At 59.5% G+C, this 24,054-nt stretch carries 22 protein-coding genes; 18 read left to right on the forward strand and 4 right to left on the reverse strand.

Annotated features, from left to right (window positions below):
- Nucleotides 1-51 precede the first annotated feature (51 nt).
- The 7 genes from alaS to lpxB all read left to right on the forward strand — a co-directional run bounded on the left by alaS (nucleotide 52) and on the right by lpxB (nucleotide 9,763).
- Nucleotides 52-2,712 (forward strand): alanine--tRNA ligase, encoded by a 2,661-nt coding sequence (gene alaS, locus M9924_14750; GenBank protein ID MCO5065655.1) that lies wholly within the window; start codon nucleotides 52-54, stop codon nucleotides 2,710-2,712.
- 246 nt (nucleotides 2,713-2,958) lie between these two features.
- On the forward strand, nucleotides 2,959-5,346 hold the full coding sequence (gene bamA / locus M9924_14755) for an outer membrane protein assembly factor BamA (protein ID MCO5065656.1): 2,388 nt from the start codon (nucleotides 2,959-2,961) through the stop codon (nucleotides 5,344-5,346).
- 39 nt (nucleotides 5,347-5,385) lie between these two features.
- The gene (gene lpxD, locus M9924_14760; protein ID MCO5065657.1) at nucleotides 5,386-6,435 is read left to right on the forward strand and encodes a UDP-3-O-(3-hydroxymyristoyl)glucosamine N-acyltransferase; all 1,050 of its coding nucleotides are present in this window, start codon (nucleotides 5,386-5,388) and stop codon (nucleotides 6,433-6,435) included.
- Entirely contained in the window at nucleotides 6,428-6,892 is a 465-nt protein-coding gene (fabZ, locus tag M9924_14765; GenBank protein MCO5065658.1) for a 3-hydroxyacyl-ACP dehydratase FabZ, read from the forward strand. The genes lpxD and fabZ overlap by 8 nt, the downstream gene beginning before the upstream one ends.
- 3 nt (nucleotides 6,893-6,895) lie before the next feature.
- Nucleotides 6,896-7,729, forward strand: a complete 834-nt coding sequence (lpxA, locus tag M9924_14770; GenBank protein ID MCO5065659.1) for an acyl-ACP--UDP-N-acetylglucosamine O-acyltransferase — start codon at nucleotides 6,896-6,898, stop codon at nucleotides 7,727-7,729.
- Nucleotides 7,707-8,597, forward strand: a complete 891-nt coding sequence (gene lpxI / locus M9924_14775) for a UDP-2,3-diacylglucosamine diphosphatase LpxI (protein ID MCO5065660.1) — start codon at nucleotides 7,707-7,709, stop codon at nucleotides 8,595-8,597. Before lpxA ends, lpxI begins: the two co-directional genes overlap by 23 nt.
- Nucleotides 8,594-9,763: a lipid-A-disaccharide synthase gene (lpxB, locus tag M9924_14780; protein MCO5065661.1), complete on the forward strand. Its 1,170-nt coding sequence runs from the start codon at nucleotides 8,594-8,596 to the stop codon at nucleotides 9,761-9,763. The genes lpxI and lpxB overlap by 4 nt, the downstream gene beginning before the upstream one ends.
- Before the next feature lie 34 nt (nucleotides 9,764-9,797).
- Here the strand turns inward: lpxB and gltA are convergent, their stop codons facing one another.
- Entirely contained in the window at nucleotides 9,798-11,087 is a 1,290-nt protein-coding gene (gltA, locus tag M9924_14785; GenBank protein ID MCO5065662.1) for a citrate synthase, read from the reverse strand.
- 192 nt (nucleotides 11,088-11,279) lie between these two features.
- Complete coding sequence (gene gltX / locus M9924_14790; protein ID MCO5065663.1) at nucleotides 11,280-12,707, reverse strand: glutamate--tRNA ligase; 1,428 nt, start codon at nucleotides 12,705-12,707, stop codon at nucleotides 11,280-11,282.
- Between the two features lie 109 nt (nucleotides 12,708-12,816).
- Between gltX and M9924_14795 the strand changes: the two genes are divergently transcribed.
- On the forward strand, nucleotides 12,817-15,255 hold the full coding sequence (locus M9924_14795) for a ComEC/Rec2 family competence protein (protein ID MCO5065664.1): 2,439 nt from the start codon (nucleotides 12,817-12,819) through the stop codon (nucleotides 15,253-15,255).
- 19 nt (nucleotides 15,256-15,274) lie between these two features.
- Here the strand turns inward: M9924_14795 and lexA are convergent, their stop codons facing one another.
- Nucleotides 15,275-15,988: a transcriptional repressor LexA gene (gene lexA, locus M9924_14800; protein ID MCO5065665.1), complete on the reverse strand. Its 714-nt coding sequence runs from the start codon at nucleotides 15,986-15,988 to the stop codon at nucleotides 15,275-15,277.
- A gap of 350 nt (nucleotides 15,989-16,338) precedes the next feature.
- Nucleotides 16,339-16,953, reverse strand: coding sequence for a helix-turn-helix domain-containing protein (locus tag M9924_14805; protein ID MCO5065666.1), 615 nt, complete (start codon nucleotides 16,951-16,953; stop codon nucleotides 16,339-16,341).
- A 92-nt stretch (nucleotides 16,954-17,045) separates the two neighbouring features.
- On the opposite strand from M9924_14805, the gene M9924_14810 reads away from it, so the two are divergent.
- The 10 genes from M9924_14810 (at nucleotide 17,046) to M9924_14855 (ending at nucleotide 24,049) form a co-directional block, all read left to right on the forward strand.
- The gene (locus M9924_14810) at nucleotides 17,046-17,207 is read left to right on the forward strand and encodes a hypothetical protein (protein ID MCO5065667.1); all 162 of its coding nucleotides are present in this window, start codon (nucleotides 17,046-17,048) and stop codon (nucleotides 17,205-17,207) included.
- Nucleotides 17,204-19,204: a transposase family protein gene (locus tag M9924_14815; GenBank protein ID MCO5065668.1), complete on the forward strand. Its 2,001-nt coding sequence runs from the start codon at nucleotides 17,204-17,206 to the stop codon at nucleotides 19,202-19,204. The genes M9924_14810 and M9924_14815 overlap by 4 nt, the downstream gene beginning before the upstream one ends.
- Before the next feature lie 3 nt (nucleotides 19,205-19,207).
- On the forward strand, nucleotides 19,208-19,954 hold the full coding sequence (locus M9924_14820; GenBank protein ID MCO5065669.1) for an ATP-binding protein: 747 nt from the start codon (nucleotides 19,208-19,210) through the stop codon (nucleotides 19,952-19,954).
- A gap of 66 nt (nucleotides 19,955-20,020) precedes the next feature.
- Nucleotides 20,021-20,269 carry a hypothetical protein gene (locus M9924_14825; protein ID MCO5065670.1) on the forward strand — a complete coding sequence of 83 codons (249 nt, stop codon included), beginning with the start codon at nucleotides 20,021-20,023 and terminating at the stop codon, nucleotides 20,267-20,269.
- 10 nt (nucleotides 20,270-20,279) lie between these two features.
- On the forward strand, nucleotides 20,280-20,618 hold the full coding sequence (locus tag M9924_14830) for a hypothetical protein (GenBank protein MCO5065671.1): 339 nt from the start codon (nucleotides 20,280-20,282) through the stop codon (nucleotides 20,616-20,618).
- Nucleotides 20,605-21,048, forward strand: coding sequence for a regulatory protein GemA (locus tag M9924_14835; protein MCO5065672.1), 444 nt, complete (start codon nucleotides 20,605-20,607; stop codon nucleotides 21,046-21,048). The genes M9924_14830 and M9924_14835 overlap by 14 nt, the downstream gene beginning before the upstream one ends.
- A 553-nt stretch (nucleotides 21,049-21,601) precedes the next feature.
- Nucleotides 21,602-21,964 (forward strand): hypothetical protein, encoded by a 363-nt coding sequence (locus M9924_14840; GenBank protein MCO5065673.1) that lies wholly within the window; start codon nucleotides 21,602-21,604, stop codon nucleotides 21,962-21,964.
- Nucleotides 21,964-22,929, forward strand: coding sequence for a phage protease (locus M9924_14845; GenBank protein ID MCO5065674.1), 966 nt, complete (start codon nucleotides 21,964-21,966; stop codon nucleotides 22,927-22,929). The genes M9924_14840 and M9924_14845 overlap by 1 nt, the downstream gene beginning before the upstream one ends.
- Nucleotides 22,929-23,810 (forward strand): Mu-like prophage major head subunit gpT family protein, encoded by an 882-nt coding sequence (locus M9924_14850; GenBank protein ID MCO5065675.1) that lies wholly within the window; start codon nucleotides 22,929-22,931, stop codon nucleotides 23,808-23,810. The genes M9924_14845 and M9924_14850 overlap by 1 nt, the downstream gene beginning before the upstream one ends.
- A 2-nt stretch (nucleotides 23,811-23,812) precedes the next feature.
- The gene (locus M9924_14855) at nucleotides 23,813-24,049 is read left to right on the forward strand and encodes a hypothetical protein (protein ID MCO5065676.1); all 237 of its coding nucleotides are present in this window, start codon (nucleotides 23,813-23,815) and stop codon (nucleotides 24,047-24,049) included.
- Nucleotides 24,050-24,054 lie beyond the last annotated feature (5 nt).

Raw genomic sequence — 24,054 nt, forward strand, 5'->3', positions numbered from 1 at the left:
CCGTCGAATGTTCCCGCCGGTTCTCCGGCGGTTTTTCTTGAAGGTCAGTGCATGAGCGGCGTCAACGAGATCAGGTCAACATTTCTCGACTATTTTCGCAAGAATGGTCATGAGGTCGTCGCTTCAAGCCCGCTGGTGCCGCGCAACGACCCCACCCTGATGTTCACCAATGCGGGTATGGTGCAGTTCAAGAACGTTTTCACCGGCCTTGAAAAGCGCCCCTATACGCGCGCCGCGACGGCGCAGAAGAGCGTGCGCGCTGGCGGTAAGCACAACGACCTCGACAATGTCGGCTACACCGCGCGCCACCTGACCTTTTTCGAGATGCTCGGCAATTTTTCCTTCGGCGACTACTTCAAGGAACATGCCATCGAGCTGGCGTGGAACCTGATAACGAAGGACTTCGCCCTGCCGAAGGACAAGCTCCTCGTCACCGTCTACCACACCGACGATGAGGCGGCTGGCTACTGGAAGAAGATCGCGGGCCTTTCCGACGACCGCATCATCCGCATCCCGACTTCGGACAATTTCTGGGCGATGGGCGACACCGGCCCCTGTGGGCCGTGCTCGGAGATCTTCATCGACCGGGGCGAACATATCTGGGGCGGGCCTCCCGGCAGCCCGGAAGAAGACGGCGACCGCTTCCTTGAGTTCTGGAACCTGGTCTTCATGCAGTATGAGCAGGTCACCAAGGACGAGCGCATCGACCTGCCGCGCCCGTCCATCGACACTGGCATGGGGCTGGAGCGCATGGCTTCGATCCTGCAAGGGGTCGAGAGCGTTTTCGAGACGGATCTGTTCCGCCACCTGATCGACGCGACCGCGTCGGCGCTGGGGCGCGGACCGGAGGGCGACAACACCGCATCCTTCCGCGTCATCGCGGACCATCTGCGCTCGTCCTGCTTCCTGATTGCCGACGGCGTTCTGCCGTCGAACGAGGGCAGGGGCTATGTGCTGAGGCGCATCATGCGCCGCGCCATGCGCCATGGGCAGTTGCTCGGTGCTTCCGAGCCGTTGATGTGGAAGCTGGTGCCGTCCCTCCTGCGCGAAATGGGGCAGGCCTACCCTGAGCTGGTGCGCGGCGAGGCGCTGATAACCGAGACGCTGAAGCTTGAGGAGACGCGCTTCCGCAAGACACTGGCGCGGGGTCTCGGCTTGCTCGAGGACGCGACCGCGACGTTGAAATCCGGCGACATGCTGGACGGCGAGACCGCCTTCAAGCTCTACGATACTTACGGCTTTCCGCTCGACCTCACGCAGGATGCGCTGCGTCAGCGAAATATTTCCGTCAATCTCGACGGCTTCCAGGACGCGATGGAGCGCCAGAAGGCCGAAGCGCGCGCCAACTGGGCCGGCTCCGGCGAGGCGGCGACCGAAACCATCTGGTTCGGCCTGCGCGAGAAGCTCGGCGCAACCGAATTTCTCGGCTACGACACCGAAAAGGCAGAAGGGGTCGTGCTGGCCATCGTTCAGGACGGCAAGGAGATTGCCGAGGCGGGCGAGGGGTCGCAGGCCGCAATTGTCGTCAATCAGACGCCATTTTACGGCGAGTCCGGCGGCCAGATGGGCGACACCGGGACGATTTCCGGCGAGGGGTTCCGCTTCGCCGTCACCGATACGCAGAAGAAGGCCGACGGACTGTTCGTCCATCTCGGCAAGGTGACAAAGGGCGCGATCAGGACGGGCGCCGCCGTCGAGCTTGAGGTGGCGCATGACCGCCGCTCGCGCCTGCGCGCGAACCATTCGGCCACGCACCTGCTGCATGAGGGGCTGCGCGAGGTGCTGGGCACCCATGTCGCGCAGAAGGGATCGCTCGTCGCGCCGGACCGCCTGCGGTTCGACTTCTCGCATCCGAAGCCCATCAGTCACGAGGAGCTTGAGCGCGTCGAGGAACTCGCAAACGAGATCATTGTGCAGAACGCGCCGGTGACTACGCGCCTGATGAGCGTCGACGACGCCATTGCGGAGGGCGCGATGGCGCTGTTCGGCGAGAAATACGGCGACGAGGTCCGCGTCGTGTCGATGGGAACCGGGCTGCATGGAGCAAAGGCGAATCGGCCATATTCGGTCGAGTTGTGCGGCGGAACGCACGTATCCGCGACCGGTGACATAGGCCTGGTGCGCATCGTCGGCGAGGGTGCGGTCGCGGCGGGCGTTCGCCGTGTCGAAGCGCTGACCGGAGTTGCCGCGCGCAAGCATCTCGATGAGCAGGACCAGCGCCTGAAGGCTGTCGCCGCCGCGCTCAAGGTCGCTCCGGGCGACGTGCTGTCACGCGTCGAATCGCTGCTCGACGAGCGAAAGAAACTTGAGCGAGAACTGACCGACGCGCGCAAGAAGTTGGCCATGGGCGGCGCGGCCAAGGCCGACGGGGTCAGCGAGGCGGAAAAGGTCGCAGGAGTCGGTTTCCTCGGCAGGACGGTGGCCGGCGTTGCGCCCAAGGACCTGAAATCGCTCGCCGACGAGGGCAAGAAGGCGCTGGGTTCCGGCGTCGTGGTTCTGGTTGGCGAGGCCGATGGCAAGGCGAGCGTGGTGGTCGGCGTCACGGATGACCTGACGGCGCGGTTCAGCGCAGTCGATCTGGTGCGCGTGGCTTCCGCCGCGCTCGGCGGACAGGGCGGCGGCGGGCGTCCAGACATGGCGCAAGCCGGCGGCCCCGACGCATCGAAAGCAAATGACGCCATTCTTGCGGTCAAGGCGGCGATGGGCGAGTGACCGGCGCGAGTCCCGATTTTCGCACCTCACGACCCGTGAATAGATCAAAATCGCTGAAAATTGACCGTGTATTTACCATACTCTCGAGATAGGCGTGACGCGATTGCCACGCATCGGTGCTTAGTAAATCGAAATTAACCGGGAGCCTTGCGTGTAGGGAAAATCTCGCTATTACGAGAGTGGGAATCCCTGAAAGTCCGGTTTTCTCGCCGTGGGGACTTCGAGAAAAAAAGGTAATAAAGCCCGATGAAGGCACGTACTCGTTATCTTAGCGCCGCGTCTGCGGTGGCGATGTCCACCGCTCTTGTGCTTCCTGGCGCAGTTGTTGCGGAGTTGGTGACCGTATCTGCAGCCCATGCAGCGGTTGTCAGGAACATCGAAGTGCGCGGCAGCGCCGGAATCGATGCGTCAACAGTTCGCAGCCAGATCGGAATCGCTCCCGGCCAGAACGTGACGAGCGATGAGATCGACGAGGCCGTGAAGCGTCTTTTTGCCACGGGTCTCTATTCCGACGTCAAGATCAACCAGTCCGGCTCGACATTGATCGTCCAGGTCTCGGAGCACCAGATCGTCAATCAGGTGCTGTTCCAGGGCAATAAGAAGATCAAGGACGCTCAGCTTTCCAATTCGGTTCAGACCAAGCCGCGTTCGGCGTTCTCCAGTGCGCAACTCGAATCCGATGCGCAGACGGTGAAGGATGCATATGCGGCCGTCGGGCGCGATGACGCCACGGTGCGGACCCAGGTCGTGGACCTCGGCAACAACCGCGTCAACGTCTTGTTCGAGATCAATGAAGGCGGTCGCACCAAGATCGCCGCCGTGAATTTCAACGGCAACAATGCCTACAGCGACCGCCGCCTCGCGCAGGTCGTTTCAACCAAGGCGTCGGGCTATCTTTCCTTCCTGTTCCGCGACGATATCTATAGCGAGGATCGCCTTCGCGCGGATGAAGAAGCGCTGCGCCGCTTCTATTTCAATCGCGGCTATGCCGATTTCCAGGTCATTTCGGCAACGGCGGACCTGAACGAGGCGAACAACGAATACACCATCAACATCACGGTGGAAGAGGGAGAGCGCTATCGCTTCGGCAATATCAGCGTCGAAAGCAGCATCCCCGAGATCGATGCCAATTCCCTGAACTCGGTCGTCGAAACGCGCTCCAACGACTGGTACAGCGCCAAGGACGTCGAGGACACTATCATCGCTCTGACCGAGACTGTCGCGGGTCGCGGCTATGCCTTTGCGCAGGTGACGCCGCGCGGCGACCGCAACTTCGAGAACCATACCATCGATGTCGTCTACACGATCGACCAGGGCCAGCGCGCCTATGTGGAACGTATCGAAATCCGGGGTAATGACCGCACGCGCGACTATGTCATCCGCCGCGAATTCGACATCAGTGAAGGTGACGCCTTCAACCAGGTCCTGATCCAGCGCGCCAAGCGCCGCCTCGAAAAGCTCGATTATTTCCAGAAGGTCGATGTGGCGACTGCGCCTGGCTCGCAGCCCGACCAGGTGGTGCTGATCGTGGATGTCGTCGAGAAATCGACAGGCGAGTTCGCGGTCGGCGCAGGTTATTCGACCGGCGGCGAAACCTCCGGTCCGACCATCGAAGGTTCGATTACCGAACGCAACTTCCTGGGACGCGGCCAGTTCATCCGCATTTCGGCGGGCGGCGGCGAAAATTCGAAGGATTTCATGTTCTCGTTCACCGAGCCATATTTCCTCGGGAACCGCATCTCTGCCGGCTTCGATATTTTCCGAACCACCCGGCGCTACAGTTACTATGAAAGCCAGCAGACGGGTGGAACGATCCGGTTCGGCCTGCCGATCACTGAGTCGATCTCGACTCAGCTCGCCTATACCTACTCGCAGGAAGAATACGACTATCGCGATACCTGCGATGCCAATGGCGACGGGATCCCTGACCCGAGCTGTCTTCCGAACATTTCGCAGGCCGTTATCCAGGCGATAGACGAATCACCTTGGGTCCGGTCTTCGGTCAGCGGCACGGTCGTCTACGATACGATTGACGACAAAAAGAACCCGCATGAAGGTCTCTATGGCACGTTCACGACGGAATATGCCGGTCTGGGCGGCGATGCCGATTACCTCAAGCTGACGGCGCGTGGCACGGCATACAAGACTCTCAGCGAAGAGATGGACATTGTCGGCCTTGCTTCGATCGGGGGCGGGCACATTTCCGCGAATGGCGACGATGGATTGCGCATCTTCGACCAGTTCAAGAGCAACAACCGCATCATCCGCGGCTTCGACTACAATGGCATCGGTCCTTATGACGCCAATGTCGACGATCCGGAAGAGAACCATCTTGGCGGTACGACCTACCTGAACGCTTCATTGGAAGCGCAATTCCCGCTTCCGCTGGTGCCCGAGGGGCTCGGCATGCGCGGCGCGGTGTTCGCCGATGCGGCGACGCTTTACGGCAGCGATATTCAGGTCGCAGGCGTAAATGTTCAGGGCGACGACATGCAGTGGCGCGCGTCGGTCGGCTTCGGGCTGCTGTGGGCTTCTCCATTCGGGCCGTTGCGCGTCGACTACGCGATCCCGGTCGCCAAGGAAGACTACGACCAGGTGCAGGAATTCAGCTTCGGCGTTTCCACCAAGTTCTAGAACGCGGGCGCGAAAGCGCCCGCCGGACCACGGGCTCGCATGACCACCGATTTTTTTGTTCCATCGCGGCGCTTCACCGTGGGTGATGCGGCGCGGCTCGTCGGTGTCGAGCTGTCCAGCACGCAGGACCCCAATATCGAGATCGACGGACTGGCCCAGATCGAGGTCGGAGGCGCAGGAAAGCTGGTCTTTGTAGAAAGCCGCAAGCATGCCGGCCTGCTCCAGACGCTGCATGCGGCTGCGGTTCTTTGTCCGCCGGAACTGGCTGGTGATGTCCGGGAAGGCGTGGTCGCCATCCCGCACAAACGGCCTCAACTGGCCTTCGCCCGGATCGGGCGCGCACTTTTTCCGTCGTCTGCCATGCCTGCGCCCGCGACCGGCGAAACAGGTATCTCGCCCTTCGCTCACATCGACCCGTCTGCGATCGTAGAAAGTGGCGCTATCGTCGAGGCCGGAGCAGTGATCGGTCCGCGTGCCGCCATCGGTTCAGGAACGGTGGTCGCGCCGAATGCGGTCATCGGTGAGGGCTGCAAGATCGGCCGCGACGGATATGTCGGCTCGAATGTCTCCATCCGCTATGCGCTCATCGGAGACCGCGTCACCATTCATGGCGGGGCGCAGATCGGACAGGACGGCTTCGGCTTCGTCTTCGGCGAAAAGGGGCCGGAGCGGATGCCGCAATTGGGCCGCGTCATCATCCAGGACGATGTGGAGATTGGCGCGAACACGACCGTGGATCGTGGGGCGCTCGACGATACGGTCATCGGCGAGGGCACGAAGATCGACAATCTCGTGCAGGTTGCGCACAATGTGAAGATCGGGCGCGGCTGCGTCATCGCCGGCCATTGCGGGCTGTCGGGGTCCGTGACGCTTGGAGACTATGTGATGCTGGGGGGGCGTGTGGGTATCTCGGACCATGTGACCATCGGATCGCGCGTGCAGATCGCGGCGGCATCCGGCGTCATGGACAACATTCCGGATGACGAGCGCTGGGCTGGTCTGCCGGCGCTTCCCGTTCGTGACTTCTTCCGGCAGGTCTCTGCCATACGCAAACTTGCAGGTCGCAAATCGGGAGGTACGCATGAATGAACCTGTCGCAAGGCTGGAAGCTGCGGATATCCTAAGGTTGTTGCGGCTTTTGCCGCATCGCTATCCTATGCTGCTGGTGGATCGGATCGTTGAGATCAACGGAGACGATTCCGCAATCGGCATCAAGAACGTCACGTTCAACGAGCCGCATTTCCAGGGGCACTTTCCCGATCACCCGGTGATGCCGGGCGTTCTCATCGTCGAGGCAATGGCCCAGACCGCAGGTGCGATCTGCATCAACGCGACCGGCGCGGATAAGCCGTCGCTCGTCTATTTCATGACCATCGACAATGCGAAGTTCCGCCGCCCGGTCGTTCCCGGCGACCGGCTGGAAATCCATGTGCGCAAGACGAAGAAGCGCGGCAACATCTGGCGCTTCGCCTGCGAGGCGCTGGTTGACGGTGCGAAGGCAGCGGAAGCCGAAATCTCGGCCATGCTGTCGCCAAAGACGGACTGAAGCATGCCCGATAGTGCGATTGTTCATCCCAGTTCCGTGGTGGAGCCGGGCGCGGTCATAGGAGCGGGTTCGGTGATCGGCCCTTTCTGCCACATCGGGCCCTCCGTGGTGATCGGCAGGAATGTGAAGCTTTCCAGCCATGTCTCCGTCACGGGCGTGACGACGCTTGGCGACAATTGCCGCGTCTACCCGCATGTCGCGCTGGGTGAAGCGCCGCAGAATCTTTCCCACAAGGGCGGCGCCACGACGCTGAGCATCGGGTCGGGCACAACGATCCGTGAAGCGGCGACCATCCATGCAGGCTCCGACTCGAGCCACGGCCACACGTCGGTGGGCGAGAATTGCTTTATCATGGCGTATTGCCACATCGCGCATGATTGCGTTGTCGGCAACAACGTCATCATGGCCAATGGCGCGACGCTCGCCGGCCATTGCGAGATCGGCGACAATGTCAATATTGGTGGCCTGACCGCCGTGCTCCAGTTCGTACGCGTCGGCAACAACGCATTCCTCGCGGGCATGTCTGGCATTTCGGGCGATGTGATTCCGTTCGGAATGGCGCAGGGGAATCTTGCCGACCTTCGTGGCTTGAACGTGGTCGGCATGCGGCGTTCGGGCATGAGCAAGGACGACATAAAGAAAGTGCGCGAGGCCTACGTGACGATTTTTGACAGGTCGCGGCCCCTGGCGGAAAATCTCGAAACGGCGCGCAGGCAGTTTTCCGATTCACCGCTGTCCATGCGGATCATCGAGTTCCTCAGTGTTCGCGGCAAACGCTACTTCGTCACACCGCCGGTCAAGGGCGGCGATAAAGATGCCGGCCAAGCGGAAGAGTGAGCCCGGCCCGAAGGCTGACAAGGCTTCGACCGCGCTCATCGCAGGCGGCGGCAGGCTGCCGGTCGATCTGGCGCATGCGCTCAAGGCGCAGGATGTGCCGACTTATGTGGTGATGCTCGATGGCGAGGTTGAAAACCCGTCCGCCTTTTCGGGCTTTCCCCAAACCAATTTTCAACTGGAAGCGCTGGGCGGATTGCTGGCGCATCTGAAGGCGCGAAAGGTCGAGCGCCTCGTTTTTGCGGGCACAGTCAAGCGCAGGCCGCGCCTTTTGGCCATGCGCCCCCTGTTGCCTCTCCTGCCGGTGCTGGCGCGCCTTGCCGCGGCGCTGGGCAAGGGCGATGATGCGCTGTTGAGAAGCGTTGTCGGCTATGCGGAAGAACATGGCATCGCGGTGGTTGGCGCGCACCAGATCCTGCCGGATTTGCTGGTGCCCGAAGGGGTGCATACACGCGCGCGGCCAAACGCGGCTGACCGCCGGGACATTGCGGCGGCGCTGGAAGCAGCACTTGCCATTGGTGCGTTGGACATCGGGCAGGCGGCGGTCGCCATCGGTGGACGTGCCGTCGCGCTTGAGGGCATCGAAGGGACAGACGGGCTGCTGGAACGCGTTGCCGGCCTGCGCAAACACGGACGGCTCGCCGGCAAAGCGGGCGGCGTTCTCGTGAAGAGCGTGAAGCCGGGGCAGGAATTGCGCACTGATCTGCCCGGCATCGGCGTGCAAACGGTCGAAGGCGCGGCTGCCGCGGGACTTCGCGGCATAGCGGTTGTAGCGGATTCGACACTTGCCATTGGGTTTAGGGAATTGGTTGAACGCGCTGATGCGCTTGGCGTTTTTGTCGTCGGTCTGGCACCGGGTCGGACGCCATGAACCGTCCGCTCAAGCTCGCGATCATTGCCGGCGAGGAATCCGGCGAACTGCTTGCCGCCGATCTGGTCGAGGCGCTGAAGGCGCAAAGCGGGCGCGACGCGCAACTTGTCGGGGTAGGCGGGCGGCACCTCGCCGCGCTCGGCCTGACCTCGATGTTTCCGTCCGGTGACATCGCCCTGATGGGGGTCAGCGCGGTGGTGCGCGATCTGCCGCGCCTGATTGCCCGCATCGGCTCCACGGCGCGCGCCATTGTGGCCGAACAGCCCGATTGCGTCGTCACAGTCGACAGCCCCGAATTCAATCTGCGGGTGGCTGCGAAGATCCGCGCCATGGATGCGGCAATTCCCATCGTCCACTATGTCTGCCCCAGCGTTTGGGCATGGCGACCGGGCCGCGCCGCTGCGATGCGCCCGAACATCGATCGAGTGCTTTGCATTCTGCCGTTCGAGGTTGGGGAGCTTGCGCGGCTCGGCGGGCCGCCCGGAACCTTTGTCGGCCACAGGCTGATGCGCGACGAAGGGGTGATGCGTGCGGCTTCGGCGCAGGAAGAGCCCCGCGACCTGCTGCCCGGAACGCGCCGGACGTTGCTGCTGCTGCCGGGCTCGCGCAAGGGCGAGGTGCGCTCGCTGCTGGAGCCTTTTCGCGAGACTGTTGAGATATTGATAGAGCGCGGGCGCAGCCTGCGCCTGTTGCTGCCGACAGTTCCGCATGTGGCGGATATCGTTCGCGAAGAGACAGGCCGTTGGCCGCTGAAACCGGAAATTCTGGTCGGCGCGGATGCGAAATGGGATGCGTTTGCCGAAGCGGACGCCGCGCTGATTGCGTCCGGCACCGTTTCGCTGGAGCTTGCGCTCTGCGGCGTGCCGATGATTTCGACCTACAAACTTGACCTTCTGGCGCGGTTTGCCCGCAGCCTGGTCACGGCCTGGTCGGCCTCGCTGCCGAACCTGATTGCCGACAGGGTGGTGGTGCCGGAATATATCGACGAGATGCTGCGCCCGCATTATGTGGCGCGGCAACTGGAAGCCCTGATGGACGATACCGATCTGCGCCGCTGGCAGAAGAGCGGCTTCGCCGAGGTTCACCGCCGCATGCAAACCGACCGCCCGTCGCGGGAAATCGCCGCACAAGCAGTGCTGGAAGCCATCGAGGCCGGAAAGAAATAAGCGCCGCAACCTGCGCTGCGGCGCCGGGAATTGTTCAGCGCTTGGCGATCGGCACGTAGTCGCGTTCCGGCGAACCGGTGTAGAGCTGGCGCGGACGGCCGATTTTCTGCTGCGGGTCCTCGATCATTTCCTTCCACTGCGCAATCCAGCCGACCGTGCGCGCGAGCGCGAACAGGACGGTGAACATGGTGGTCGGGAAGCCGAGCGCCTTGAGCGTGATGCCGGAATAGAAGTCGATGTTCGGATAGAGCTTCTTGTCGATGAAATATTCGTCGGTCAATGCGATGCGTTCCAGCTCCATCGCGACATCGAGCAACGGATCGTCCTTGATGCCGAGTTCGCCGAGCACTTCATGCGTGGTTTTCTGCATGATCTTGGCGCGGGGATCGTAGTTCTTGTAGACGCGGTGGCCGAAACCCATCAACCGGAATGGATCGTCCTTATCCTTGGAGCGGGCGATGAATTCCGGAATGCGGTCGACGGTGCCGATTTCCGCCAGCATGTTGAGCGCAGCCTCGTTGGCGCCGCCATGCGCCGGACCCCACAGACACGCGATGCCGGCCGCAATGCAGGCAAAGGGGTTCGCGCCGGAGGAGCCTGCGAGGCGAACGGTCGAGGTTGAGGCGTTCTGCTCGTGGTCCGCATGCAGGATGAAGATGCGGTCCATGGCGCGCGCCAGCACCGGATTGACCTTGTATTCCTCGCAGGGAACCGCAAAGCACATGTGCAGGAAATTGGCGGCGTAGCTCAGTTCGTTCTTCGGATAAACGAAGGGCTGGCCGATATGATATTTGTACGCCATCGCCGCGATTGTCGGCATTTTCGCAATCAGCCGCATGGAGGCGACCATGCGCTGGTAGGGGTCCGAAATATCCGTCGAGTCGTGGTAGAAGGCCGACAGCGCCCCGACCACGCCGCACATCACCGCCATGGGGTGCGCGTCGCGGCGAAAGCCGGTGAAAAAGCGTGACATCTGTTCATGCACCATCGTGTGGCGCGTGACGCGATAGTCGAAATCCTCCTTCTGCACCTTGGTCGGCAATTCGCCATAGAGCAGCAGGTAGCAGACTTCGAGGAAATCGCCGTGTTCGGCGAGCTGCTCGATCGGGTAGCCACGATGCAGCAGAATTCCCTCGTCGCCATCGATGAAGGTGATCTTGGATTCACAGCTCGCGGTGGATGTGAAACCCGGATCGTAGGTGAAGGCGCCGGTGTCCTTGTACAGCGCCGCTATGTCGATGACATCCGGCCCGACCGAACCCTTCTTCACCTTGAATTCGTGAGTCTTCCCATCAAAATCCAGCTTCGCAACAGCGTTGGTCATGGCAAACTCCCTTTCAAGCAAGGCGCCTAGCACGGAGAGGAATGGTCCGGAGCGCGGTATTGAGATGCTACGGGTAGGCAGCGCAGGACGTTGCTTTCCGCAGGTAGGCGCGATGCGCGCCAGAGGCAATGTTGCACCGCAACAGGTTGATTTCAATAGCTACTAAGTGGCTACAAGGTAAGGGCTCCTGTCCTAATCGATTTGATCCTCAATTCGCGCCAGACTTTCATACCTGCCGAGCACGTCGAGCACGTCGAAAACACCCGGCGAGGTTGCCCGGCCCGTCAAAGCGGCCCGCAAGGGCTGCGCAACCGCGCCGAGCTTGACGCCGGCGGCTTCGGCATAGCTGCGTACGGCGGCCTCCGCCGAGGCGGCGTTCCAGTCGTCTGCACCAATGGCGCGCATCGGTTCGAGAACGCCAGCGAGAACCGTTTTCGCCTGCGGCGAAAGCAGGGCGGTGGCCTTCTCGTCGAGCACAAGGGGGCGCACCGCGAACAGGAAGGCCGCGCCGTCGGCAAGCTCGACCAGCGTTTTCGCGCGCTCCTTCAGGCCCGGCATGGCGCGCAGCAACTGCTGCTCGCGCTTCGAATCGATCGCCGACGTCATTGCCGCGCCGCCTGGAAGGAACGGCAATGTCTTCAACAATATGCCCAGTAGTTCCTCGTCAGCGGTCTTGCGCATGTAGAGGCCGTTCAGGGCTTCGAGCTTGGCGAAATCGAAGCGCGCAGCACCCTTGTTAACGTCGACGATGTCGAACCATTCCGTCATCTGCGGGATCGACATGACCTCGTCGTCGCCATGGCTCCATCCGAGCCGCGCGAGATAGTTCAGCAGGGCGGGGGGCAGGTAGCCCATTTCGCGATAGGCCTCCACGCCGAGCGCGCCATGGCGCTTGGAAAGCTTGGCGCCGTCCGCCCCGTGGATGAGAGGGATATGCGCCATCACCGGAACGTCCCAGCCCATCGCGTTGTAGATGACGGTCTGGCGCGCAGCATTGGTCAGATGGTCGTCGCCGCGAATGATGTGCGTCACGCCCATGTCGTGATCGTCGACGACGACCGCATGCATGTAGGTCGGGTTGCCGTCGGAGCGCAGGATGATGAAATCGTCCAGATCCTTGTTGGGAAACCGAACCTCGCCCTGCACCTGGTCGTGGACGATCGTCTCGCCTTCCTGCGGGGCTTTGATGCGAATGGCTCCCTTCGCGCCGGGTGGCGCCTCGGCGGGATTGCGGTCGCGCCAGCGCCCGTCATAGCGCGGCGGCCGGCCCTCTGCGCGGGCCTTTTCGCGCATCTCGTTCAGTTCTTCCGGCGTGGCATAGCAATAATAGGCCTTGCCGTCCCGGACGAGTTGTTCGGCCACCTCGCGGTGCCGCGCCGCGCGCGCAAACTGCGAGATCGGCTCGCCATCCCAGTCGAGACCAAGCCATTTCAAACCATCGAGAATCGCTCGGGTTGCGTCTTCCGTGGAACGCTCGCGATCGGTGTCCTCGATGCGCAGCAGCATGCGGCCGCCGAACCGGCGCGCATAGAGCCAGTTGAAAAGCGCTGTTCTCGCTCCGCCGATGTGAAGATAGCCGGTGGGCGAGGGCGCAAAGCGGGTGACAACCTTGTCGGGCATTCTGTGAACTCGCGATCTCTTTGAAAAGGAAATGCTAATATAAGCATGGCCATTTGCTGGCGCTCATGTAGCATAGGACCCCACAGGTGCAAGGGCTTGAGGAGCCTCAATGGGGACGGGGCCGCCCGACATAGACGTCAAGGAACGCGAACTGGTGCGGGCAGTGGCGGGCGTTGGCGCCAACCCCGCATTGCCGGCCCGAGGACTGCCCGACGCTGGTCCGACACCGATCAGGGTTGAGCTTGTGCGGCGCGTCGCTTCGGCGGGCCGTGCCTTGCGGCAAAGCGCGACGCTGGAACTCGAGCGCGGCATTCCTGCCTTGCTGGTTCCCGTATCGATGGGCTGCGGTGCGCTCGCCTACTATGCGGCGTCGGAGGAGCCGCCGCTGTTCCTTCTGCTGCTGTGGGTCGCCGCGCCGTTTGCGGGGGCCACCGCTGCGCGTGGCATTCCCTTCCTGCGGCTGGCGCTGCTCTTCATTTCGCTCGTGGCGTCGGGAGCTACCCTTGCAAAGCTGGAAGTCTATCGCGCAGGCACCAAGGTCATCGGCGGCGAGATTTCGACGCGGCTCACAGGCCATGTGGTGAACATCGATCACCTGGCAAACGGTCGCGTGCGTCTCCTGATCGATGTCGTCAGGACGGAGCGGCCAACATTGCGCTACCAGCCCGACAGGGTGAGCGTGTCGGCGAGCCGCCTGCCGGACGGCACGCGCGCCGGGGATCTGATTACAGGACCAGTGCGGCTCATGCCCCCGCCCGGCCCGGTGCGCCCGGGCGGCTACGACTATTCGTTCCAGAGCTATTTCAGGGGGATCGGAGCGAATGGCTTCTTCCTGGGCATGCCGAAGCCCGCTGCCCCTTCGGCCAGCCAGCCCTTTGAAATGCGTTTCAAGGCAATGCTGGACAATGCAAGAAATGCGATTGCGGCGCGCATACGCCAGTCGATCGACGGACCGGAAGGCGAGATCGCCGCAGCGCTCATCGTCGGCGTGCGCGCGGGCATTCCGGAGAGCGTCAACGAATCGCTCAGGCGCACCGGCCTTGCCCACATCCTTTCCATCTCCGGGTTGCACATGGCGCTTGTCGCTGCAATCGTCATGGGCGCCGTCCGCTCGGGAGCGGCGCTTGTTCCACGCTTCGCCACGCTCTATCCCGCGAAGAAATATGCCGCTGCCGCAGCCCTTTTCGTAGTTGGCGCATATCTCTTCATTTCCGGCGGCGACGTGGCGGCAGAGCGAAGCTTCTTGATGCTGGCGGTCATGCTGTTGGCTGTCCTCGTGGACCGCCGCGCATTGTCCATGCGAAATCTTGCGGTCGCCGCAACGGTGGTGATGATATTCACGCCGCACGAGATCGCCGGGCCAAGCTTCCAGATGTCGTTTGCGGCAACGGCGGCGCTCATCGGCGGCTATGCGATCTGGGGCGCGCTCAGGGCGAGGCGCACGCCTCCCACAAAGAGCGGCGCACATGTCCCGCTGCTGCGTCGGATGGCGCAAGCGGTCAGCTCGATGGTCGCGGGCAGCATCGCCACGGCCCTTGTGGCGGGGCTTGCCACGGCGATCTTCGGCGTATGGCATTTTCAGCGCATCTCGCCCTTGAGCCTCTTCGCAAACCTCGCCACGTCGCCCATCGTTTCGCTGGTCGTCATGCCGTTCGCCGTACTTTCGGCGACGGCAATGCCTTTCGGAATCGACGCTCCCTTCCTCATCGTGATGGGCAAGGGCCTGAGTGCGATGTTGTGGATTTCCGACTGGCTTTCGGCGCGCTCGCCGCTCGACGTCATCGGCCTTGTTCCCGGCGCGGCCGTGATCTGGCTTACCGCGGCCTTGCTTCTCGCGACGCTCGCCACAACCCGATTGCGGCTGCTGGGCCTTGCTTGCGGAATGGCGGGCGTACTGTGCCTGCAAACGGGACTGACGCCGGACATCTACATTTCCGATGACGCAGGCGTAGTCGCCGTCGGCGACGGGCAGGGGAGGCTGCTGTTGAGCGACCCCAACATGCGAAGCTTTACTTTGGACGGGTGGAAACGAGCCTTCATGGCTCAGGAAACGATTGCGCCGGTTCGACAGAAGCCGGACGCGGGCTCCAAACGTGCCGACGCAATCGGATTCCACCCGACGCAGCGAACGATTGAAGTGCTTCTGACCAATATTTCGCCGCATCACTTCCTCTGTGCGGATTCGCTCTGCGTGCTCGAACACCGTTCCGGTTCGATCATCGCCGTTCTCGCCGCCTCGCGCATTCCCCGCGAATTGTGTGCGGTTGCCGATCTCATCGTTGTGCAGGTCCCCAAAATCCATCGTCCATGTCGCAACGGCCATACGACCACAATCGACGCGGCCTCGCTGGCGAGGCGTGGAGCGGCCGCGGTCAGCATTGCGCAACCTGCCGGGGCGGTTTGGCCAGATATCGCCGTGGAATATGCAATTGGCGCTCACTACCGGCCCTGGCACGCGCACCGCGCTTTTTCGCGGACTGCTCGCGGCCAACTGCCTTACATGCGAAGCAAGGCCAAGGCCGCCGTTTCATCCACCCGTCCCGGTTGACCGAACCGGCAACAGTGCATCAATATACGCGGATCAGCCCGACAAGACGGCCCTGAACCTTGACGCGGTCGGGAGGAAATATCCGGGTCTCATAGGCGGGGTTTGCAGCTTCGAGCGCAATCGAGGCTCCCTTGCGCCGAAAGCGCTTCAGGGTCGCTTCTTCTTCGTCCACTAGTGCAACGACGATGTCGCCCGGGTTGGCCGTGTTCGTTTGCCGGATCACGACGGTATCACCGTCGAAAATGCCGGCCTCGATCATCGAATCGCCTTTGACTTCGAGCGCGAAATGATCGCCACCCGTGATCATGCCGGGCGGCACGGCGATGCTGTGCGTGTGGTTCTGGATGGCGTCGACGGGAACACCGGCGGCGATGCGACCCATGACCGGCACCGAGACTCCCGCTTCATCATTGCTCGGCTGGGGCCGCCTCAGTGGGGCGGGCGCCGGAGCTTTCCCGAGAGAGCCTTCAATGACGCTGGGCGAGAATTTTTTTGGGCCGCTGAGCCCCGGCGCAATGGAGTCCGGCAGGCGAAGAACTTCAAGCGCCCGCGCGCGATTGGGAAGCCTGCGTATAAAGCCGCGTTCCTCGAGCGCGGTAATCAGCCGATGAATTCCGGACTTCGATGCAAGATCAAGCGCTTCCTTCATTTCGTCGAACGATGGCGGAATGCCGGTTTCCTTCAGCCGCTCGTGAATAAAGACCAGAAGCTCGTGTTGCTTTCGCGTCAGCATCGTTGGCTCCCCCACAGGAATCACTTGAAAACAAATCAGGAACAATCACTATCTGTTCCATTTGTGTTCTGCAAGCGTTTAACTTTTGGTGAAAGTGAAATGGCTGTTTGGTAAGGTCGCGAAAATTATCTGTCGTCGCTGCTATAATTAAGTTGGCGAATTAGTAATAGGCTAAGTTATTGATAAAATAGAGAATTATGTGGCTGGATAGGTCCGCAATCTGTCGTTTTCAGGGTCCTCAATCTGATCTAACGACAAATAATTATAGGTTGTTGATTTCACAAGGTATTTTGCGGAACCAGAACGAAGGGCGAGCGTAGCGGGAACAGATTGCGGACCCTATTGCGGAACTATTTTTCAGAAGTTTCGTCTTTTGCTCGTGCATTCGCTTCCTCGGCGAGGGTTGGCCATAGCCATTGCATGGGGTCAACCCCTTTTTCCCAAGACTGTTCTGCGTATGCGGCTTTCAAACGATCAAGATGGCCTTCTCCCCACTGAATAGGAGGTTCGCCATCTATACTCTTAGCGTGAGTGAGCTCAGCTTCCCAATAATCGATGATAGTTTTGATAGTCGCCCACGCGGCAGGCTCTCCCATGTCCATCAAAAGACGGAATAGTGAAACCATCGCAAGCTCATCATCGCTAATCATAAAGCGCGGAATGAACCCGGGACGCCGTTGTGATTCGCGGATCGCATCATTCTCGATGGAATGCAGATACTCGTCGAATGGAACGAGCGTGGGTCCAAAAAGGATGGTCGGTACTGGAATTCCGGAAATATCAGAAATTCTTTTCAATATCAGATCGTTAGGAAGTCTCCGACCTGCCTCATAGTTAGTCAGGGCGGCCCGGCTTACTTCCAACATAGAGGCAAATTCATCTTGTGTTCGGGAGCCTCTCGCTTCCCGAATGCGCTGGCCAATAGCAACTAATGTTTCACTATCGAAGCTTTTTCGTCTTGACATGTTTCACTAATGTTACATAAATCTGACAGGTTTCAATAACGAAGCATATCGGGGGCATTTTGCCAAACGCTACTTCAAAAATCCGGAAACTAATGGAGGAGAATGGTATTTCTCTTGCCGAATGGGCGCGCATTCATGGCTTCAATATCAGGACAGTTCGCGCCGTCGTGCGTGGTGAATTAAGGGCAACTCGTGGCAAAGGGCACAGGATTGCCGTTGCTCTCGGTCTCAAGGCTAAGAGTTCATCGCAATGAGTTGGGTGAACACTGCCACCTTGGCGTCTATAGCGGCTATTTCTGATCGAGGGGTGAGAAAGGCGCTTTCGGCGATTGCTTCGGGCGAGTTGTCTTCTTGGCGTGGATACTTTCTCAATGTGCGCAAGATCACCGGGTGCGGTGGTGCGGCGGGTGTTTCCTACGTTGTTGAAGACACCAGCCTTCCGCCCGAACTTCAACAGCGTTTGAAGACGCTTCAAAGCCCTGTTGAAGGCCGTTCAAACGTGCTTTCAGGCAATGATGCGGCGCGGGAGCGGTCGTGGTGGTTGCATGTTCTGGGTCCGGCTTTGGAGCTTCCGAAAGGCTCACAGGAACGCAAGTCGGCGCTGGCCGAAGCCGCTTCCACCACACAACTTGATTGGCATGGCCGTCGCTGGAAACCCAGTATGCGAACGCTTCAACGTAAGCTTGAGCGCATGGAAGGAGAAGGCAGTATCAGGCCGCTGGCCCGCTATGGCAGGGCAGACAAGGGCAAGAAACGCACCTTCATTTCCCGTGAATGGGATGGATTGGTTTCATTCGACGACGAGACAAAAGCCAAGCTTGCGGAAGACCTTCGCCAGCAAATTCGCGGCTATCTCAAGCAAGGAACGCAGCCGAAAGAATTGAACGTGTTGGCGTCGGCCTATCTGGTTCGCATCACACGGCAATGGGGATTTCGACCGGCTGAAAACGCGCCTTTGGAGCGCGCTTGCCGCATTCCCCGCCATTTGATCGAGGCCGAAAGCCAATATCGGAAGCTCTACCGGCACAAATACGACCGCAAGGCGAGCGAGGATGATCGCCCGCGAGTCAAACGCACCAAGCGCGGCTTGCGGCCTATGGAAATCGTCGTGATGGACGTTCACCCGATTGACGTTCTGGTCGCGCGTCCAGACGGTTTGACCGCCACCGCCAAGCTTCTTGGCTTTCTCGATCTGGCAACGGGTCGCTTATGGGCCGAACTGATCTTTTTCGACAAGCGAGGGGGCGTTCGCAATCGTGACGTGGTCGAAGCGTTTATCGCTATGGCGACTGATCCTTCATTTGGATTGCCGGAAACCATCTACATCGACAATGGCAGCGAATACCGCTTTGCCGATTTTCTGGGCGATGCGCTCAAACTGGCCGTTCCTTACCTGACACCGGATGGAAAGCGCGGTTCGCGGGTTATTCGGGCGCTTCCTTATAACGCGGCGGCAAAGCCGATTGAGCGGCTATTCGGGCATTTGGAACAGCATTTCTTGCGCCATGCGAAAGGCTGGATTGGCGGCGACCGCGTGAACAAGAAGCAACAGGAAATCGGAAAGGCGGTTGCGCCGTTTGGCAGCTTTGAGACGTTCAAGCCCTATTTCTTCGGCTTGCTCCAAGCCTATCAGGCCATGCCGCACACGCACGGTGAACACAAAGGACGGTCGCCAAACGATATTTTCAAAGAGCATGTCGACGCGGGTTGGGCCGCAACGGTTATCAATCCTGAAAGCTTGCACATGGTGTTCACCAAGCCCGAAACGCGCATGGTGCGCAATCATTCCATCAGCGTCGATGGCCGCATTTGGACAGGTCCGGCGCTTGATAGCTATTTCGGTTCGAGCGTCACCGTTCACATTCCAGCCTATCACGGCTTCAACGAATTGTTGATCGTCGGGGAAAAGGGCGAGGAACTGGGCATTGTGAAGCCCCATGAGGAACTCGAGTATTTCGATGAACGTGGCGCGAAAAGCTCTGCCAGTCGCGTGAAAGAAAAGAACAAGGCGTTGCGGGCAATGGATCGTTCAACGCCGAACATTGATGTCGGCAAGGAACTAATCGCCTACGGCAAAGCCAATCTGCCAGTTCAGCCGAACGAACCTTTGGGCACGGTTTCTGTGATGGATGGCGCGCCGTCTCGCCAGTTGCCTAAGCAGGTCGAGGTGAAAGCGGTCAAAACAGAGGCCGACCGCCGCCGCGAAGCCGAAGAAATCTATCAAATTCAACAGAATTTCAAGGTTGGATAGGTCGTGTTCAACAAACGCAAAGCCATTCAAATTCGAGCGGTTGACCAAGTTCGTAAGGCTGCGTCGATGGCTTGTACCATTGGTTATCCGGTTCGCGTTGTTGGCGATGCGGGGATCGGAAAAACGACCGCGCTGCGGATGGTCGCCGCTGAAATAGAAGCAGCGCATTGCGAAGTGACACAACACACGAAGTTGCTCACAGGCATGTATCGCATGGTGCTCAATGCCTATGGCATTCATACGGAAAGCCATTTCATTGATGTGCTTGCCCGCCAGCTTCGCAATCGCCTCGATACAACGACCCGAACGGTACCGCCTCTTTTCGTAGGCGAGTACCAAACGTTTTCAGCCACCGTTCTGCGCGAACTTCTGCATTTTCAGGAGCAAAGCGGATTTCCGCTTTTGCTTGTTGGCAATAGCGAAAGGTTGGCGCAATCGACGGCGAAAGACGCAAACGCGCTTGAGCAGATATACAGCCGCATTGGCGCGACGTTCAAAATCGAGAAACCGACAGACGCCGATTTTCGCAGCATAGCCGTTGAATACAATGTCGAGGGCAAGGAAGCCTATTCGGCTATAGCGAATTACGGGCTGCGAACGTCATTGCGGGCAGCCTGTCATTTGCTGGAAACATGCGTGATCGCCACGACGCAAGGCGTCGGCAGCATCCGCCTTTCGCACATCGAAACGACCTTGATGGGAATGCGCAGTTCGCGTGACGCCCTCAAGCTTCTGTCGCCAGTCACCTGAAATCAATCAACTTTCCCGCGCTTTTGTATTGCGTAGCGCGCATTTCCAACGTGAGGGATATAGAAAATGAATGCCAAGCATGTAGATAGCTACGCCGATTTCAGTAATATTTTGTATGAAATGGATGCGACTATTTCAAAAATCAATGCATTCTGCGGCATGATGGAGCATACACTTAATTCTGGCGATGACGTTAGAGAGATAAGCTCTGGTGTTGGGAGTATGTTATTGCAACAATGCGATGATCTGCGTCACCTTCGGAGCGCGCTTCTGCGAGAATTCAATCGTCTGAAAAAAAAGCAAACTCCAACTTAAAGACAGTAGGTTGATCGCGGAGTTGGTAGGAATTTCGCCGAAATTCGCAGCACGAGTTGTCGCTGTAGCTACCGGCATTCAAGACCCATTCCTGTCAGACGACGATTTGGACGAATTTGTAGATAACGTGCGTGGCGTTTCGGCATTGGTAGTATCGGAGTCAAAGAATGCGATGGAGCAGGTATCTCTAGAGGTTGGGGCCGATTACGAAACCGTCGAGCGTATTATCAAAGCACTCATTCATTTCAGACTTAAAAAGCGCCATGATCGCGAACAAAATGGCTTCCAACCCCAATCGTTCAATGAGGCTTTTGGCTATCAAGTCACGCCCGCGAATGCTGGGGCTTGATATGCACCGCCCGAGAAAATCATCCAGTATTCCAGCCAAGAAGATCGCCCTTTTGCATGTCGCCAAGCGGCAACTCGGGCTGGATGAAGACACCTACCGCGATATTCTACGCCGCTTCGGCGGCGTGGAAAGCAGTGCCGATCTTGATCCGGTCGAATTTGAGGCCGTCATGATACGCATGGCAGGGCTTGGCTTTCGTTCGACCTGGACAAAACGAACATTCGGCGATCGGCATTCCTCCATGGCGTCGGCTGCACAAGTCGAGCTGATGCGTTCGCTTTGGGAAAAGTACGATCCAGCCGATGAAGACGAAAAGCATTTGAACGCATGGCTGCGTCGCTTCCATGGCGTGTCCGCCATGCGGTTTGTGAGCGCCAAGAAAGCGAAATCGGTGATAACCGCGCTTAAGGCAATGGTCGCGCGCCAATAGGATTAAATTCGAAGGCCCTTCGAAGCCCGTGGAGCGGTTTTTGTTGTTGCGGATGGGAAAGTTCACTAGACGGAGGCGGAAAGCGCTTCTATGGCCATCGCTGCGGCTTTGGCTTTCGATGGATTGGGAAGCGAGAAGCGCGCTCGGAGGGCCGAAAGCTCCCCCTGCTGGCCGAAACCAGCACTATTCGAATGGCTTAAGCGCTCACATGTTTATCGCTGTTTTGTAAGAGGCGGCAATAGCGTACCAACTTCTGGGACAGCGTTGCGCGTGGGCAAATGCATGATATGGTGCCGCCAGCACCGAGCAGGAAGCGCCGCCTTTGAGGCGGAGTGGGATGGTATTTCCGGCCCCCCGGTGCGTTTGATCCTCATGCTGGTGTGCTAGGGGTGCATTTTGCGCCGAGTCATTGCGGAGCCGGTGTCTTGAATTGCGGGAAAAACTAAGGCTCCCCGGCACGCTTTTCCCGCCCCGCGATGGCAGGCATATTCCCACTGTATGAATTCTGAAAAACCTTCCTTGGCAGGCATGAAACTGACCGGGCAGGCGCAGAATGCAATCCAGAAGCGATATTGAAATCGAGTTGCGTGAGTTGCTGGGTGATGACGCGTTCCTACGACTGGTAGATCGTTGGGGCGGAACGCGGCTCTACATCGCAAATCACTCAGTGCGTTCGCAGATTTTTGAGCATCTTGGCTCGGAAGCTTCACACAAACTGTCGGAAGAATTTGGTCGCCTCTACATCAAGGTGCCGCTCGCACGAAAGTTTCGCGCTCATCGTTACCGGCAAGAGGGCCTGCCCAATTCGGCAATCGCTCTGAAACTAGGTATGACGGAAAGCGGCGTGGGCAGGCTTTTTGAGGCGAACAATAAGCGCACCGTTTCGCTATCCAAGCGTAAAGTGAGGGCCGCGTGATGTTGACGGCGGCATTTCTTCACGCCCATGCGCTGCAATCGTTCTCGGCTGGAGAAGCTGGTCAATGGGCTGAACTGTTGCCAATCGGGGCCGTGAACGGCGTGGATGGCCGCAAGTTCAAGGCGACCAATGGCATGGCGATCATTGCCAGATCGTTCGAGTGGGCGGCGAACACAGCCGGACAAATTCCGGTTGACTACAACCATGCAATCGACGTTGCCGCGCCCAAGGGCGAACCGTCACCGGCGGCGGGCTGGATTTCGCGCATGGAGGTTCGGGATGGTTCCATCTGGGGCTTGATCGAATGGACGCCACGCGCCAGCCAGCATGTGGCCGAACGCGAATACCGGTTTCTCTCGCCGGTCATTCGCCACAACCTCAACCGCGAGGTTCTGTCAATCGAACGGGCGTCACTCACCAACAATCCCAACCTCACATTGAAGGCGCTGAATGCAGCCGGGAGCAACACACTTATGGACACAGAACAATTCCTTGCCGATCTGCGAAAGGCGCTTGGCCTTGAAGAAGATGCGGACTTTGCCGCCATCCTGAAAGCGGTCGATGGCTTGGCAGGCCGCGAGATGAACAGCGTCGATCCGGCGCGCTATGTGCCGATTGAGACGTTCGAGGCAACGCTTGCCGAACTGAACCGCGTGAACGCGGGCGTTTCGCTCAATGCGGCTGAGCAGGCGGTTGAAAAGGCAATGGACGAAATGAAGCTACTGCCCTTCATGCGTGATTGGGCGATTGAGCTTTGTACTGCCAACAAGCCCGCCTTCGACGGCTTCATTGAACGTATGGGCAAGCCGATGGCCACGATGTTCGGGCCAAGCGGCGTGGCCGAACGTGGCCGGGAGATCGACCGCAAGCTGCACGGCGGCTCCGCCGGCGAGGATGAAATCTACCGCAACATGCGCCTGACCCGCGAGGACGTGGACAGGTACGGCAACAAGGAACAGAACTGATGGACGCCACCGCACCGAATTTGAACGGCCTTTTCAAGGCGTTCAGCGTCGCCTTCAACAAGGGTTTGAAGGAAACAACCAATCACTACACCAAGGTTGCCATGACGGTGCCTTCGTCCGGTGCTTCGAACAATTATGGATGGCTGAAAGACCTTCCCGGCATTCGCGAGTGGATTGGCGACCGCATCATTCACGATCTTTCGCTTTCACATTATGTCGTGGAGAACCGGCTCTACGAGGAAACGGTTTCGGTTCGCCGCACGCAGATCGAGGATGATCAATACGGGGTATTCTCTCCGATCTTCGAGAAGATGGGGAGCGATACCGCCCGCCATCCCGACAAGATGGTGTTCGAGCTTCTGGCAAGCGGCTTTTCCACCAAATGTTTTGACGGGCAATATTTCTTTGACGCCGATCATGAGGTTGGCGGCGAAAGTGTTTCCAACGTCCAGACAGGCGACCAACCGGCATGGTTCCTGCTGGATTGCAGCCAGTCGATCAAGCCGATGGTGTGGCAGGAGCGGCTTCCGTTCAGCATGGCCCGAATTGACGGGGAGAACGAACAGCAGGTGTTCTTCAATGACCGCTATGTTTATGGCGTCCGTGGTCGCTCAAATGCCGGTTACGGTCTTTGGCAACTCGCCTTTGGGTCCAAGCTTGCATTGACACCGGCGAACTATGCCGCCGCTCGTGCCGCCATGACCGGCTTCAGAAATGACAGCGGCAGGCCGCTGGGCGTCACCCCGACGCATCTGGTCGTTCCGCCTTCGTTGGAAAGCGCGGCCCGAAGGCTATTGCTTAGCGAGTTTGGAGTTGGCGGCGAAACCAACGAATGGAAGGGCACGGCGGAACTTATCATCACCCCGTGGGTGGCGCTCTGACGATGGCATTGGAGGAAATAAATCTCACAGCGGAACAGGCGGTTGCTTTGGTCGTGCTGTACGAGGCTTATGTGCACTCACTGACGGTTGCAAACAACGCCATGCTGCATGAGATTTCATGCTGTGACGGCCTGACAGAAGAACACATCGCGGCATTGAACAGATGGTCTGATTGCGTGAACGAACTGGGGGCACAAGTCGCCCTGCAGATCGAATACGCAACTGCTCCGGTCAACTGACGTTT

The organism is Rhizobiaceae bacterium, from assembly GCA_023953835.1.
Lineage (GTDB): Bacteria > Pseudomonadota > Alphaproteobacteria > Rhizobiales > Rhizobiaceae > Mesorhizobium_G.